13 protein-coding genes are annotated in these 14581 nt (G+C 62.9%); 6 read left to right on the plus strand and 7 right to left on the minus strand.

The window, feature by feature from the left end:
* Positions 1–104: 104 nt before the first annotated feature.
* The 3 genes from GEOBRER4_RS19090 to GEOBRER4_RS19100 form a co-directional block, all read right to left on the minus strand.
* The gene (locus GEOBRER4_RS19090; RefSeq protein ID WP_085814672.1) at positions 105–302 is read right to left on the minus strand and encodes a rhodanese-like domain-containing protein; all 198 of its coding nucleotides are present in this window, start codon (positions 300–302) and stop codon (positions 105–107) included.
* A 75-nt stretch (positions 303–377) separates the two neighbouring features.
* Positions 378–2297 carry a C1 family peptidase gene (locus GEOBRER4_RS19095; protein ID WP_185243574.1) on the minus strand — a complete coding sequence of 640 codons (1920 nt, stop codon included), beginning with the start codon at positions 2295–2297 and terminating at the stop codon, positions 378–380.
* A gap of 82 nt (positions 2298–2379) precedes the next feature.
* A complete protein-coding gene (locus GEOBRER4_RS19100) occupies positions 2380–2982 on the minus strand; it encodes a carbonic anhydrase (RefSeq protein WP_085814670.1) in 603 nt (200 codons plus the stop codon).
* A gap of 361 nt (positions 2983–3343) precedes the next feature.
* Here GEOBRER4_RS19100 and GEOBRER4_RS19105 point away from each other — a divergent pair, with 361 nt between their 5' ends.
* On the plus strand, positions 3344–3709 hold the full coding sequence (locus GEOBRER4_RS19105) for a hypothetical protein (RefSeq protein WP_185243575.1): 366 nt from the start codon (positions 3344–3346) through the stop codon (positions 3707–3709).
* An 81-nt stretch (positions 3710–3790) separates the two neighbouring features.
* Positions 3791–4186: a bacteriohemerythrin gene (locus GEOBRER4_RS19110; protein WP_185243576.1), complete on the plus strand. Its 396-nt coding sequence runs from the start codon at positions 3791–3793 to the stop codon at positions 4184–4186.
* 94 nt (positions 4187–4280) lie between these two features.
* Here the strand turns inward: GEOBRER4_RS19110 and GEOBRER4_RS19115 are convergent, their stop codons facing one another.
* From GEOBRER4_RS19115 to GEOBRER4_RS19125, 3 genes are all read right to left on the minus strand, one after another.
* Positions 4281–4742 carry a YbhB/YbcL family Raf kinase inhibitor-like protein gene (locus tag GEOBRER4_RS19115; RefSeq protein ID WP_185243577.1) on the minus strand — a complete coding sequence of 154 codons (462 nt, stop codon included), beginning with the start codon at positions 4740–4742 and terminating at the stop codon, positions 4281–4283.
* A gap of 60 nt (positions 4743–4802) precedes the next feature.
* On the minus strand, positions 4803–6017 hold the full coding sequence (locus GEOBRER4_RS19120; RefSeq protein ID WP_185243578.1) for a hypothetical protein: 1215 nt from the start codon (positions 6015–6017) through the stop codon (positions 4803–4805).
* 70 nt (positions 6018–6087) lie between these two features.
* The gene (locus GEOBRER4_RS19125; protein ID WP_185243579.1) at positions 6088–6513 is read right to left on the minus strand and encodes a four-helix bundle copper-binding protein; all 426 of its coding nucleotides are present in this window, start codon (positions 6511–6513) and stop codon (positions 6088–6090) included.
* 263 nt (positions 6514–6776) lie between these two features.
* On the opposite strand from GEOBRER4_RS19125, the gene GEOBRER4_RS19130 reads away from it, so the two are divergent.
* Positions 6777–7658 (plus strand): DUF362 domain-containing protein, encoded by an 882-nt coding sequence (locus GEOBRER4_RS19130; protein ID WP_185243580.1) that lies wholly within the window; start codon positions 6777–6779, stop codon positions 7656–7658.
* Positions 7655–9241, plus strand: a complete 1587-nt coding sequence (locus GEOBRER4_RS19135; protein WP_185243581.1) for a 4Fe-4S binding protein — start codon at positions 7655–7657, stop codon at positions 9239–9241. The genes GEOBRER4_RS19130 and GEOBRER4_RS19135 overlap by 4 nt, the downstream gene beginning before the upstream one ends.
* Positions 9242–9405: 164 nt before the next feature.
* Here GEOBRER4_RS19135 and GEOBRER4_RS19140 read toward each other — a convergent pair whose 3' ends face one another.
* Positions 9406–11013, minus strand: a complete 1608-nt coding sequence (locus GEOBRER4_RS19140) for a methyl-accepting chemotaxis protein (protein ID WP_185243582.1) — start codon at positions 11011–11013, stop codon at positions 9406–9408.
* 315 nt (positions 11014–11328) lie between these two features.
* Between GEOBRER4_RS19140 and ercA the strand changes: the two genes are divergently transcribed.
* Positions 11329–12489, plus strand: a complete 1161-nt coding sequence (gene ercA, locus GEOBRER4_RS19145; protein WP_185243583.1) for an alcohol dehydrogenase-like regulatory protein ErcA — start codon at positions 11329–11331, stop codon at positions 12487–12489.
* The gene (locus GEOBRER4_RS19150; RefSeq protein WP_185243584.1) at positions 12473–14488 is read left to right on the plus strand and encodes a hybrid sensor histidine kinase/response regulator; all 2016 of its coding nucleotides are present in this window, start codon (positions 12473–12475) and stop codon (positions 14486–14488) included. The genes ercA and GEOBRER4_RS19150 overlap by 17 nt, the downstream gene beginning before the upstream one ends.
* The last annotated feature ends 93 nt before the right edge of the window (positions 14489–14581 follow it).

Here is a 14581-nt window from a genome sequence, read left to right on the forward strand (position 1 = left end):
CCTGCTTCCTTCCAGGCGTTTACCCCGCCCTTGAGAGCCGACACGTTGCGGTATCCCTTCTCCTCGAACTCAGCTGCCCGACCGGCAGACGTATGTTCCTGCGGTCACTGGCAATAGAAGATCAACTCCTTCTCCTTCGGTATCTCGGAGAGCCGTGAGTTGAACTCTCCCATGGTCATCGACTTCTCCAACCTGATCCCTCCGCACATCTCCTCGCTGTCGTAAGCGCAGACGAAGAGGGCCTCTCCTCCCTGCACCTTCCGGCGTGCTTCCTCAATCGAGATCCGTTTTGCCTCTGCCATGTGGTCCTCCTTTTAGCACGATGAAACCAGACCGTAAAAGAGTAGCAGAGAAAGCCACTCCGTATAGGGGAGCGATCAGCGCGAGATGTTCGCCCGCCTCTGGCGCGAGGACGACTTGGTGACCTCGAAACTGAATTCCCCCTTGAGCTCCGTTTTTCCCAGCATGCGCGCCAGGCTCGCCTTCACCGTGGCCTGGTCGTCGTCGAAGTCGCCGTGGTGGCGGGCCGTGGAATAGTCGAAGGGTGAATCCTTCAGGTCGTTCGGCGCCCGCACCCAGTCCGCGTTCTTGCCGGAGAAGAGATCCCGAAGCCTCGAGTCGCTTTCGATGGAGCGCTCCAGTCCCAAAAGCGGCACGCCGTCCCTGAAAAGCGGGATGTGCGGCTCGGCCTCGAAGGCGTTCGACACCAGGTAGAGGAGCGACTTGTTGTAGATGCGCCCGCAGTTGTCGCACTGCTCCGCCTTGTCGTTCAGGGTGAAGAGGGCGAAGCGCGCTATCTGGCCGCTGTCGATGGAGGGGAGGTAGCTTTTTTTGAAGAGCTCCGTGGTACAGGCCGGCGCCCAGAGGGTGCAGCTCTTGATGGGTCTCCCCATTTTCGCGAGCCCCTCGACCACCGGCGCGTGGAAGATCGATCCGGCGCTGTGCCCAACGAGATGGATCTCCACGTCTGCTGGGAGCTTCCTGATCTGCTCGAGGACGATGCGGGCGCCTCCCTCCTCGCCGGTCCCCGCCGAAAGCGCGTTTTGCTTCATCTCGCTCCAAAGCGGCTTTCCCGCCAGCCGCGCCACCGGCTCCAGCGCGTCGTCCAGGCGGTCCAGCATGAAATCCTTGCTGTCGTCGATGAACCCTTCCGACCTGCGCTTTCCCATGGCGTCCTGCAGGATGTTGCAGATGGTGGTGGACATGTCGCTGTGCCAGATGAAAGCGAGGGGATAGATCTCGGCCTTCAGCAGCTGGGCGCGGTACTCGGCCACCCGCTGCACAGCAGAGGCCTCGTCCACCAGCCCGCCGTGGGCGTAGAGCAAGAGCCGTTTCCTGTTCCATCCGGCCGTTAGAGCAGGGAAGTCCCTGGTGAAGATCTCCTCCACGTCGTGCCAGCTGGTGCCGAAGCTTCCCCCCGGCCGCAGCACCCCGTTGTTGCCGATGCTCACGATGTGGCGGCGCAGCTCCGTGCTGGAGTAGGCGCCGGAATGGCTGACCGCGGCGGAGCTACCGATCGCGGTCGACTCGGGGGTATGGAGGTTCATCGGCACCCCGAGCCTGGCCACCCAGACGTCGTCGGCGTTGGCGAGCCAGTCGTCGTAGCCGATGCGGGCGAAGCCCCCCTTGCCCCAGTCGCGCCCCCAGGAGTTCTGTATCCAGAAGCCGTCCTCGTCGTACCCTACGATGGCGAAGGCGTGCCCCCCGATGATCGTGTCGGACTTCTTGATCACCCCGTCGGAGCCGACGTTTTCCCAGCCGCTGTGGACGCTCGCCGTGGCGAAGAGGACCCCCACCTCAGCCAGGGCGCTGTGCATCGCCACCAGGTCCTTGTGGTTGACCCGGAAGTAGGCCCCCAGCGAGCGCTTGGGAGCATCCTTGAGCGCCTCCTCGGTCAGCCGTCCCCCCTTCTCGCAAAGCCCGGTGGCGCAGACCCCGTGCTTGTGCCACCCCTTAATGGCGCCGCGCGCGCTCGACCCCTCGTAGTTCTCCCCGGGCCACTCGTCGTAGCGCCTGGCCAGCTGGTACAGCATCCAGGGGCTCACGCTGACCGTGTCGGGGATCACCCTGCGTTTGCGCAAGAGGTAGTTCACGTTCGTGGCCAGGCCGAAACCGGTGCAGGCCCCTTCGGTCCCCTGGTCCAGGATGGGGACCTCGTATCTGAGGTACTCTTCGAGCCCCATCCGCATCGGGACCTCCAACAGCGTCGGAACGAACATCCTGTCCCTGAAATCCAGCGTGTCCGGCCTGACGTACAACTTCCGTCCATCCTTCGTCACCAGTTTCGCTTTCCCCATGACGCCCTCCCTCGTTGTTTGACACCCCCAGCCTCGGCCCTGGCCCTCCTCAAACTCAACGCTCCGGCTGCCGCCCTACCGTTCACGGTCCCGCGACCGACCTCTTCACCACCTTGATCTCGCCCGTACTCATGTCGTACACCCAGCCGTGGATTTTCAGATGCTTGTCAGTCATCGCCTTCCGCACGAATGGGTATTCCTGCAGATGCTCCAGTTGCAGCCTGACGTTCTCCTCGACGATCAGGTTCATCCGCTGCTCATGCGGCATGTCGATGTGCAGCGCGTTGATCTTTTCGTCCACTCGTTCCTTTGCCTTGTAGGCGTTGTTCAGCCAGATGGGGATGTATTTGTCGTCGCCGTCCTCCTCCAGGAGCGCGTTGATCCCGCCGCAGCCGTAATGGCCGCAGATGACGATGTCAGGGATCTTCAGGTGGTTGATGGAGAATTCCAGTACCGCGCTCAGGTTCCAGTCGTTGTTGGCCACGATGTTGCCGACGTTGCGGTGCACGAACACCTCTCCCGCCCTGGTCTGGGTGATGGTGTTCACCGGCACGCGGGAATCGGAACATCCGATCCACAAGACGGTCGGCTTCTGATCCTTGGCGAGCACGGTGAAGAACTCCTTCTCCTTCTCGAAGGTCTCCTCCACGAATCGTTTGTTCCCCTCCAGTAATGTTGCGATCATGACATCCCCCCAGAGAACGTGAACTGCGCCACGCGACGCCGCAAAGCAAGGGCAAAGGCCCGCCAGGGGGGGCCTGCCACAGCCCCCCTCATGAGCTCTACGGGATGGTGCTATTAAGGTACTAGCTGATCGTGAAATGTCCAGCGCAGCAGCAAGCCAAAGCTGCTGATTTAGCGAAAGAATCTATTGCTCATCCGCAGTGCCGGCAGCAGAAGTCGCCCAGGCAGGTGAGAGGCCGGATCCTGGGATTTCTTTCGCGGCATGAAAAATAGCGGCGTGATCGTTGAGGAAGAGGCCGACACTGCTAAGATAAGCTTCGGCTTTATGCAAAGAACGAGTCCCGACACAAAGGAGGGATACGATGGAGCTTTCCCGAAACAGCGACCACCCGCTCAACTACGCAGTCGACCAGCGGTCGAGCCTAAACCCTCAGTTGCGGCAGTTGAACCTGAAGCTTGGCCTTGAAACGGCGCTGGAGGTCGTTTACGATCCTCCCGCGACGCTGCTTTTGGGTGGCACCGTCGCCTTGCTCCTCAAACGCAGGTTCGCGCTGGCCTCGCTTTGCGCCGCCGGTTTCCTGCTCCGGCATACGATGGCCAAGCGCCCCCAGGCGCCTAAATGGCGCCTGCTCAAAGACCGGGAAAGAAAAGAGATCGAGTTCGAGCGCAGCGTGCTTAAGGCCCAGCGTGGCGACTACGGCAACCTTGAGGTCATCGCCTTCAAGTAACCCGGCGAAATTTCGCTACAGTGTCGCCGTCACCGGCCGATACGGTCGGTAAGCAAACCAGGCCAAGGAAGGAGCGACGACATGTTACTGGAGTGGGACGGGGCACTTGAACTCGGTATCGGGGAGATCGACGAGCATCACCGCAAGCTGATCGACATTTTGAACCAGTGCTACCAGGCGCTGATGCTGAACAACCACACCCGCCAGCTTGAAGAGATCGTAACGGAGCTGAAGGATTACACGCAGTACCACTTCGGGGCCGAGGAAAAGATCATGAGCGACACCGGCTACCAGGCAGCGGAGGCGCACATGGAGGCGCACCGGCAGTTCGTCGCCTCCATCGCCGAATTCGACCGGAGGGCCAGTGCCGGGGAATCCTTCGTCGCCATCGAGGTGCTGACCTTCCTCAAGGAATGGCTGGTAGCCCACATCCTGAGCACTGACCGGGCGTTGGCCGACTGCATCAAGGCCGGCTGACCCGGCCTGGGGTGAAGGCGCAAACAAAAAGGGACAGGCTACTTTTCAAATCAAGTAGCCTGTCCCTTTCGTTTTCACTCCGGTTGGCATCAACTCAGGAGGGACCGTCGCTTTCCGAATAGATGCCGGTGAGCGAGGTCTCGGCCAGGATGTGCTGGTTCATCGCCACGTCCAGCTGCCCCTTGCTGGCGGTCCCGGCAAGGTCTAGGACGGCGTCGAGGGCGTAGAGCCTGAAGATGTAGCGATGGGTGCCGGAAGGGGGGCAGGGACCGCCGTACTGGTTGTGCCCCCAGCTGTTTTTGCCTATCACCGACTCGCGCGGCTCGGAATGCTCCACCAGTTTCCCGATGTTGGGCCAGATGTTCCAGACCACCCAGTGCACCCACAACCCGTTGGGGGCGTCAGGGTCCTCCATGATCAGCGCCAGCGATTTGGTCCCGCGCGGGACGTTTTCGATGACCAGTTCCGGGTTGATGTTGTCGCCGTCGCAGGTGAACTTCGCGGGGATCTTCTTGTTGTCCTGGAACGCCGGGCTGCTCAATCTCATCTTTTCCATGGTTCTCCCCCCTTTTTGGTTTTGCACTCCCCGCGCCGCGACAGCCGCGGCGCTAGCCGGTTAACGATCCGCCCTCTGAGGTTGGGGCAGCGCTGTTATCTTGATCTCTACGATGAGGTCGTCGACCTGGGCGAAAAGCTCGGTAGCCGAGCCCGTCGGCCTCATGAGCTCCAGGGACCATTGCCCCTCGACGCTGTTTCTCCCCAATGGACTTGCACTGGCATGGGACACCATGCCGCAGAATTCCGAACAGCGCACCGAGCGCCGGTTTTCAACCCGTCCCAGAAGACACGGCGGGAGCCGGGACTGATCCACCTCCACCTTCTGCCCCCCCCGGACAAAAAGCGCCGCCTCCGGAAGTCTCAGCACCAGCGACCAGGGAACCGTTCCCGCCTCTCCGATCAGCGATGCGCTCACCCCCTTCAGGCGGCAGTTGTCGAGCCCCTGGAACAGCTCCGGCGGAACCTGCAGCTTCACCGCGAAGCTGTCCCTCGCGTGTCTGAGCTGCCCCCAGGCGTTGCGGTTCATCAGGGCGCGGACAGAGAACGCCCTGGTGAAGGCCTGCTCCCTGCGCTGGTATTTTCCCAGCCATTCGAGCGTGTTGCGGGTCCAGATGGAAAAGCTGGTGATCGAGGCGCTCAGGGTATCGGCCCACGCGGTCAGCGGCGAAGGATCGCCGTCGTAGCCGTAGATCAGGCGGATGCCGTCCTCCGCAACGGCTATCCGGTTCACCGCCTCCTCGTAGTCGCGGCAGACCCGCTTCAGCACCAGGTCCCGCTGTTCGTCCAGGGCAAAGGGGCGCCCCGGCCCCGCCAGCTCCCTTTTCCTGCGCACCGACTCGGCCCGAAGCTCCAGGAAGGTGGTGATCTCGGCGGCGGCCGGCTCGCTCAGCGCCTCGGCCTCCCCCTTCTCCTGCTCTTCCCTCGCCTCGTGCTGCTCCCCGTGCTCTTCTTCCCCGTGGGGAGCCACCTCCCCGGAGGGAGGGTCCACGCCCCCCTCGGCCGCCTCCGGCTCCGGCGCAGCTTCCGGCTCCGGCTCCTCCGTCCGCTCCCGCTTCCGGTCCAGCTCGATCTCTTTCTCCAGGATGTCGATGTCGTTGCTGTACCCCTGCCAGGCGCGGTCCAGGGAAACGTATTCCTTGAGGTCGACCAGGCAACGGTCCAGGAGGGCCGCAGCCTCGCAAAGCAGGGGTTCGGCCTGCCACGGGCTGAAGTTGGCCGCGAGCATCACCGGGTCGGGGCGGTAGGCTGCCACGTTGCACGCCAGCTTGGTCATGGGATCACCTCCTGTTCACCGGCGAAAGCGGGAACGACAAGGGGGGCGGCCTGCGCCGCCCCCCACTTCTCTACAACAGGCTGGTCCTGCTCCCTTCGGAGAGGCGGGAGAGCATCTCCTGGCAGATCTTCTCGCAGTTGAGACAGGAAGCCCGGCAGATCCTGCAGTGCTGGTGCATCTCGGAGTGCTCCTCGCATTCCTGGGCGCAGGTCCGGCAGGCTATGGCGCAGCTGTCGAGCTGGGCCCGCAAAAGCAGCGGCGCCGGCTCGGTCTGGCGTGCAAGGACCCGAGCCGTCGCCTGGCAGATGTCGGCGCAGTCGAGGTTCAACCTGATGCATCTGGTCAGCATCTGCACCTGCTCCTCGCCCAGGCAGGCATCCGCACAAGAGGTGCAGACGTCGGCGCACTCGACCAGTGCGTTGACGCATTCGGTTACGACCGTGAGGTCCAGGGTGGACCTTCTGGGATGGGCGTTTAGCATATCCATTGTTTTCATTGAGGTTCTCCTGTTTAAGGTTGGTCTGGCGCTGAGACAATTAGGCAATTCTAACCATGCAAGAGCAGAATTCAACGCACAAACGGGGAGAAGTTACCTTTTCCTGACGGAAAATATCGTCCCTGGCAGCCGCGCCCCGCGCGAGCCGTCGGCTTCTCCCCCCAAGAATGGGGCGCACGCTTTTTCCCCGAGCTCATTGTCAGGGTGCGATTTCTTCATATAATGAGAGCTGGAAAAAAGACCGCAACTGTTCCGGAGGCGCCATGGAAAGAAGACGATTCATCAAGCTGCTTGGCCTTTGCTCGATCTTTTTGCCCGGCTCGCTGCGGCAGCTCTTGGCGGCCCAGGGCCCGGTGGTGGCCGTCTCCCAGGGGAGCGACCACGCCGCAGCGGCCCGCAGGGCGATCGCCGCGCTTGGGGGCATGCAGCGCTTCGTCAAGGCCGGGCAGACCGTCGTGGTGAAGCCCAACATCGGCTGGGACCGGGCGCCGCAATACGCGGCCACCACGAACCCGGCCGTGGTGAAGGCCGTGGTCGAGGAATGCCTGAAGGCTGGGGCGAAAAAGGTGAAGGTGTTCGACCGCACCTGCAACGACGCCCGGCGCTGCTATGCCAGCAGCGGCATCGAGTCGGCCCTCAAGGGAATGAAGAACGTCGAGGTGAAGCACCTGGAGGAAGAGCGCTTCAAGAAGGTGGCGTTGAACGGCAGGGTGCTCAAGGAGTGCGAGCTCTACGGCGAGGCGCTCTCCGCCGACGTCTACATCAACGTGCCGGTGGCGAAGCACCACGGCCTGAGCCGCCTCACCCTGGGGATGAAGAACGTGATGGGGATCATGGGGGGGAACCGCGGCTCGATACACAAGAACCTGGACCAGGCGCTGGCCGACGTGAACGGCTACTTCAGGCCCCAGCTCACCGTGATAGACGCCACGAGGATACTCACCGCCCACGGCCCGCAGGGGGGGAACCTGGCCGACGTGGAGGTCCTGAACCAGGTGCTGGCCTCCACCGACATGGTCGCGGCCGACGCCTACGCCACGACGCTCTTCGGGCTGAAGCCCTCCGACATCGCCGTCACCAGGACCGCCTACCAGCGGGGGCTGGGGGAGATGAACCTTGACCGGATCAGGGTAGTCAAGGCATGAGGCTTCCGCGCCCCCCCCGCATCTCGCAGCTTTTCTTTCTCCTGCTCTTCCTGGTACTGTTCCTTTTGACCGAATACCGCGGCAGCGACCGGATCGTCGCCGCGGTGAACGGGTTCTTCCGGGCGGACCCTCTCACCGCCGTCAGCAGCATGCTGGCGGTAAAGGGTTACCTCCCGCTCCTCTTCCCCGGGCTCCTGATGCTGGCCCTCTCCCTTTTCCTCGGGCGCTTCTTCTGCGGCTGGATCTGTCCCTTGGGGACCGTCCTCGATCTCGCGACTGACAGGATCGGGAAGCTCGGCCCGATCAGGGTGCTTCAGGGGAGGGCCAAGTACTGGCTCCTGCTTCCTTTACTCTTCGCCTCCCTGTTCGGGTTGAACGTAGCCGGGATCCTCGACCCCATCGCCATCCTGTTGCGCGCCCTCACCTTCTTCTTTCACCCGCTTTTGGGCGAGACCGCACGCGGCGGCTGGAAATCGCTCTACGGCCTCCTCGGGGACCGCCGGGACCTGCTCGACCCGGGCTATCACCTGCTGCGCGACTACCTCCTCCCCTTCCGGGAGACGCTCTACCCACTGGCTTTTCTGTCCGCGCTCCTCTTCTTCCTGGTCCTATTCCTGGAGCGCTACGAAAAGCGCTGCTGGTGCCGCCGGCTCTGCCCCCTGGGGACCCTCCTCGGGCTCGTCTCCCGCTTCGGACCCTTGCGGCGGATCCCCGCGAAGCTCTGCCCCGACTGCCGGGCCTGTCGCGAACATTGCCCGACCTCCTTCGACCGCGAGCTGCTGCAGATGGACGAGTGCATCCTCTGCCTTCAGTGCGCGCTCAACTGCCCCTCGCAGCGGGTCCGCTTCGATTGGAGGGGGATGCGGCCTGAGACGGGGCCGGTGATGGAGCGACGGGTACTTCTGGGGGGGCTTTTCGGCGGCTTTGTCCTCGCCAGGACCTTCCGCTTCCGCGAGCCGGAAGCCCAGGCGAGGATGCTGCGTCCCCCCGGGGTGCGGGAGGAGGGGGAATTCCTGGAGAAATGCGTGCGCTGCGGGGAGTGCATGAAGGTCTGCCTGAGAAGCGCGCTCTACCCCGCTTTGCTGCAGGCCGGACCGGAGGCGCTCTACACCCCGGTCCTGGTGCCGCGACTGGGATACTGCGAGTACAACTGCACCCTCTGCGGCCAGGTCTGCCCTACCGGCGCCATTCCCGATCTCGCCGTCGAAGCGAAAAAGCGCGAGGTGATCGGCAAGGCGGTCTTCGACAAGAACCACTGCCTCCCCTTCGCCAAAAGGGTGGACTGCATCGTCTGCGAGGAGCACTGCCCCATCCCGCAAAAGGCGATCCGGTCGGAGCTTGTTGAGGTGACCGGCTTCCAGGGGGAGAAGCTGCAGGTGAAGCAGCCGTACCTGGTCACGGAGCTTTGCAACGGCTGCGGCATCTGCGAAAACGTCTGCCCCTTGGAGGGAAAGTCCGCCATCGAGGTCTTCGCGGTGAAGGACCGCACCCCTATCCCCCTCTCCGCCGACGCTCCGTCGGCACCACCCTCACGCCCCCCCGGCGGCGCCTCCCCCGATCCCTATGCCGGGAGCAACGGCTGATTCGTCGGGAGTCATCACCGTCCACAGAAGCGAACGGATGGCGCCAGCGCTTTTGGACTGGAGGCCGGTGAAAGCATAAAAAAAACGGCGCCTTCTCCGGGGAGAAAAGCGCCGTCTGTACCTCACGGTGAACTGTGTGGGCGAGAAGCCGCGGCAGTTCGATCTCACAGCTTGAACTGCCGCACGAGCCTTTGCAGTTGCTCCGCGGACCCGTTCAGCTGGTGCGCCGCGGTCGCCGATTCGTGGGCTCCCGAAGCCGTCTCCCTGACCACCTGGGAGATCTGCTGCATGCTGCTGGAAATCTCGCTGGTGGTGGCGGTCTGCTCCTCCGCGGCGGTGGCGATCTGGTTCACCTGCATGGCGACGTCGTGCACCTGCTCCAGTATTTCGCGCAGGGCGGCGCCGGACTTGGCCGCCTCCTCGGTTCCCGCCTCCACCTGCCCGACACCCTGCTCCATGGCTGCCACGGCCCCCTTGGTTTCCCTCTGGATGGCCTTGATCATCTCGTCGATCTCCCTGGTGGCCCGGGTGGTGCGCTCCGCGAGGGCGCGGACCTCGTCCGCCACCACCGCGAAGCCACGCCCCTGTTCACCGGCACGGGCCGCCTCGATGGCAGCGTTCAGCGCCAGGAGGTTGGTCTGGTCGGCGATGTCCTCTATGGTGACGATGATGGCGCCGATCTGGTCGCTGCGCGCTCCCAGGCTTTCAACGGTCCGGGCCGATTCCTGGACCTTGGCGGCGATCTCGCCCATGACCGCGACGGTTCTCTCCACGAGACTTGCGCCGCCGCCGGCCGATTCGGCGGCAAGCTTCGCCCCCTCGGACGCCCTCTGGCAGGTGAGAGCTATGTCCCCGGAGGTCGCCGACATCTCCTCCCCCGCGGTAGCCACGGTGGACGATTGCGCCGCGACCTCTTCCGCGCCGTTGGCGATCCGTTCCGCAGTCGAGCTCAGCTGTTCGGAAGCGGTCACCACCTGGCTTGAGGTGTCGGAAATCTGGCCGATCATGTCGTGCAGTCTCTCGATGATCCCGTTGAACTCCCGGCTCATGATCCCGAGTTCGTCCTTGCTGTCGAGTTCCACCTGCCGGGTCAGATCCCCCTCGTGCACCGCGGTCATGACGACTTTCATGGCATCGATGGAACGCATGATGCTCTTAAGCAGCAGGATCCCCACTACCATCAGCAGCAGCAGACCCGCGACTCCGACCACCACCGCCTCGATGATCGCCATCCTGCGGTCGGCATCGAACTCCGCGTCAGCCGCCTCCATCTCCTTTTGCATCGAGGCGACCACCTTGTCGATCCCCGCCTCGACCCGCACGACCTTTTCATCGATTTGAGTATCCAGCGCTTGCAGCTCCGGCGTGATGCCGCCGGTCGTCTTTAGAAGAGGAAGCATCTTCCCCTCGAAAAGGTCCACCACATCTTTGAGAGCGGCCTTGGTCTCAGCCGTGATCTTCTTCTCCTCCGCCGTGTCGATCGATGCCTCCAGGGCGCTGATGCCTTTGAAGACCTCCGCTTTTTTCTCACTCCAAAGCTTCGCCGTCTCGTCAAGATTCCTGTTTATCTCGGCATCGGCGATGATCCGGTACAAAGCGAGCCCCCCCATGGAGGACTCCTTGGCCAGCACCGCGTCCCTGGAGCGTTTCGCCCCCTCATCCTGAAGGCGGCCGAGCGTTGCTATGTTGCTGTACTCGAAGGCGACGATGCCGATAATGGTAATAAGCAGAACAACGAGATTGAGTACGATCTTGGACCTGATGGTGGACATACGTTCTCTCCTTTGTCACTTCTTCAATAAGTCAATGACAACAAACGGTATCGGTGCAGAACAGCACCGCTGCATAGGAAATAGCGAAGTGGAGCTTGCACAAAATCCTGACTGCCTATAAAATCAGGAGGCCGTCACACCCGTGCAATCTAAAGTCAAAAATAGTCCATAGAGACTGGAAAATTTTGATTAACCCACACCAACCTTCCCCTTTACTTGGCATCACCTCTGAAATACTGCTAAAGTAATACGTTGGTAGCAGGCAGTGGAGTTTTCACCTACAAAAAGTGAAGAAGCAGCAAGGGAGACGGGAACATGGCGGAAGGTCTCGAACTGAGGAAATTTCTGGCCCCCGAGTTCATATTCGGCGCGGGAGCCCGGGAGCTGGCAGGGAGATACGCCAAGAACCTGGGCGGGCGCAAGGTCCTTGTGGTCTCGGACCCCGGGGTAGTCGAGGCGGGGTGGACCAAGGACGTGACCGACAGCCTTGAGGCCGCAGGGCTTGCCTATGTCCTCTTCACCGACCTCACCCCCAACCCCAAGGTCGAGGAGGTCATGGCCGGGGTGGCGCTGTACCAGGCGGAGCACTGCGACCTGCTGGTGGCGGTGGGAGGGGGAAGCCCCATCGACTGCGCCAAGGGGATCGGCATAGTCAGCACCAACAAGAGGCACATCCTCGAGTTCGAAGGTGTCGACATGGTGAAATCCCCCATGCCGCCCTTGATCTGCATCCCCACCACCGGTGGAACCTCCGCCGACGTCTCCCAGTTCGCCATCATCAGCAACCCGATGGAGCGGGTCAAGATCGCCATCATCAGCAAGTCGGTGGTCCCGGACATAGCCCTCATCGACCCCCTCACCCTCACCACGATGGACCCCTACCTGACCGCCTGCACCGGCCTCGACGCCATGACCCACGCCATCGAGGCCTTCGTTTCCACGGCCCGCTCCAACATGACCGACCTGCACGCCCTGGAGGCGCTGCGCCTGCTCTCGGCGAGCCTCATCCCCAGCATCCGCAACCCCGAGGACCTGAGCCTTCGCGGCGACGTGATGATGGGGAGCCTGCAGGCCGGGCTTGCCTTCTCCAACGCTATCCTGGGGGCGACCCACGCCATGGCGCACAGCCTCGGTGGAGCGCTCGACCTGGCGCACGGGGAGTGCAACGCCATCCTTTTGGACCACGTCATCGAGTTCAACTTCGCCACGGCCGAGGAGCGGTTCGAGCGCATAGCTCAGGTCATGGGGCTCGACCTGCGGGGCCTCCCCGCCCAGGAGAAGAAGAAGGCCCTTTTGCGGCATGTCAGGGAGTTGAAGGCGCAAGCGGGGGTGGCCCGGACCCTGGCCCAGGTGGGGGTGGGACGCAGCGACGTCGCCCTCTTCAGCGAGCACGCGCTCAAAGACCCATGCATGGCGACCAACCCGCGCCGCCCCTCCAAGAGGGACATCGAGGTCCTCTATGAAGAATCCCTCTGACCCCGGGCCCGATCCCCAGGACGCCCTGGCGGCGCTGCAGCAAAAGCTCGCGGGGCTCGGGGAATCCTCGATGCGCAAGAGCTACTACCCCGAACTGCAGGAGCGCCTGGAGGAGCTGGAGCGTTTCAAGGCGTTCCTGGATCACAGCAACGACGCCATCTGCCTGGTAGAGGCCTCCACCGGACGCATCGTGGACCTGAACGACTCGGCCAGCCGCCAGACCGGCTGGAGCCGGGACGAGCTGCTGCAGCAGTCCCTCTTCGATCTCTCCAACCTGCAGCAAAACGCCGCAGCAGAAGCTCTGATCCTTTCCTCCGAGGAGATGGCAAGCGTCCGGATCCTCGCCGTCACCGAAGTTCACCGCAAAGACGGCGGGATTTTCCCCGCCGAGATCACCCTGAACCGGATGCAGTTCCGGGACCGCTCCTACGTGCTGGCGGTCGCCCGGGACATAACCCAGCGCAAGGCAATGGAGGAGGCGCTCAGGGAGAGCGAGGAATTCCTCAAGAACATCGTGGACCACATCCCCGCGGTGGTTTTCGCCAAGGAGGTGCAGGAACTTCGTTTCGTCACCATCAACAAGGCGTGCCAGGAGGTGTTCGGCTTGAGCCGCGCCGAGGTGCTGGGACGGACCAACTACGACCTCTTCCCGAAGGAGCAGGCGGAGTTCTTCACCAAGGTGGACCGGGAGACCTTGGCCAAGGGGGAGCTGGTGGAGGTCCCGGAGGAGATCATCAGCACCCCGAACGGCGACCGGATACTGCGGGTAAAGAAGATCCCGCTCTTCGACAACCAGGGGAAGGTCCGTTTCCTGCTGGGAATCGCCGAGGACATCACGGAAAGGAAGCAGCTGGAGGAAAAGCTGCTGCAATCGCAGAAGATGGAGGCCATCGGGCAGCTGGCGGGGGGGGTGGCGCACGACTTCAACAACATCCTGATGGTGATTCTGGGGTACGGGAGCATCCTCGTCAACGAGGAGACGCTGCCGGCGCGGCAAAAGGAGCAGGTGGAGCAGATCATGAACGCTGCGGACAAGGCGGCGAAGCTCACCTCGGACCTCCTCGCCTTCAGCCGGAAGCAGGTGATCAAGCCCTCCACCATGGACTTGAACGACATCATCCTGCACGTGGAGAAGTTCCTCTCCCGCATCATCGGCGAGGACGTCCAGCTCAGGGCGCGGCTCACCCCGCGCGAGCTGCAGGTCGACGTCGACCGGGGGCAGATAGAGCAGGTGCTGATCAACCTCGCCACCAACGCACGGGACGCCATGCCCAAGGGGGGGCTGCTCACCATCGAGACCTCGGCGCAGAGAATCGACGAAGCCTTCGCCCAGGCCAACGGCATCGGCGTCCCCGGCCCTTATGCCGTCATCTCCATCTCCGACACCGGGGTAGGGATGGACGAGCAGACCCGCAGGAGGATCTTCGAACCGTTCTTCACCACCAAGGAGGTGGGGAAGGGAACGGGCCTCGGGATGTCCATCGTCTATGGCATCATCCAGCAGCATAGCGGCTTCGTCAACGTCTACAGCGAGCCAGGGCTGGGGACCACCTTCCGCATCTACCTACCCTTCAGCGAACAAAGCGCCGAGGCGGCCTTGGAGCCCGAGGTCGCAGTCGCCCCTCCGGGTGGAACTGAGACCATACTCGTTGTTGAGGACGAGCCGGACCTGCGCCTGCTTTTGCAGAACATCCTCTCGGGGGCGGGGTACCGCGTGCTCCTGGCGGAAAACGGGCAGGTCGCCGCCGACCTCTACGCGGCCCGCGCGGGAGAGATAGCCCTGGTGCTGATGGACATGATCATGCCGGGGATGAGCGGCAAGGAAGCCTGCCACGTCATCCGCGCGGTAGACCCGGCCGCGAAGGTGCTCTACACCAGCGGCTACACCATGGACATCATCAAGAGCCGGGATCTGTTGGATGAGGGGACGGAACTCCTGATGAAACCGGTGCGCCCCGTGGAACTGCTGAAGAAGGTTCGGGAGATGCTGGACAGGTAAGTCAATTGACAATGGACAATTGACGATTGACAACGGGTTTGCTTTTTGACAGGTCGCGGCGTTAAAAGGGTGCCCGGCGGCGGGGGCAGGTTA

Origin of the sequence: Citrifermentans bremense, assembly GCF_014218275.1 — a bacterium.
GTDB classification, from domain to species: Bacteria; Desulfobacterota; Desulfuromonadia; order Geobacterales; family Geobacteraceae; genus Geomonas; species Geomonas pelophila.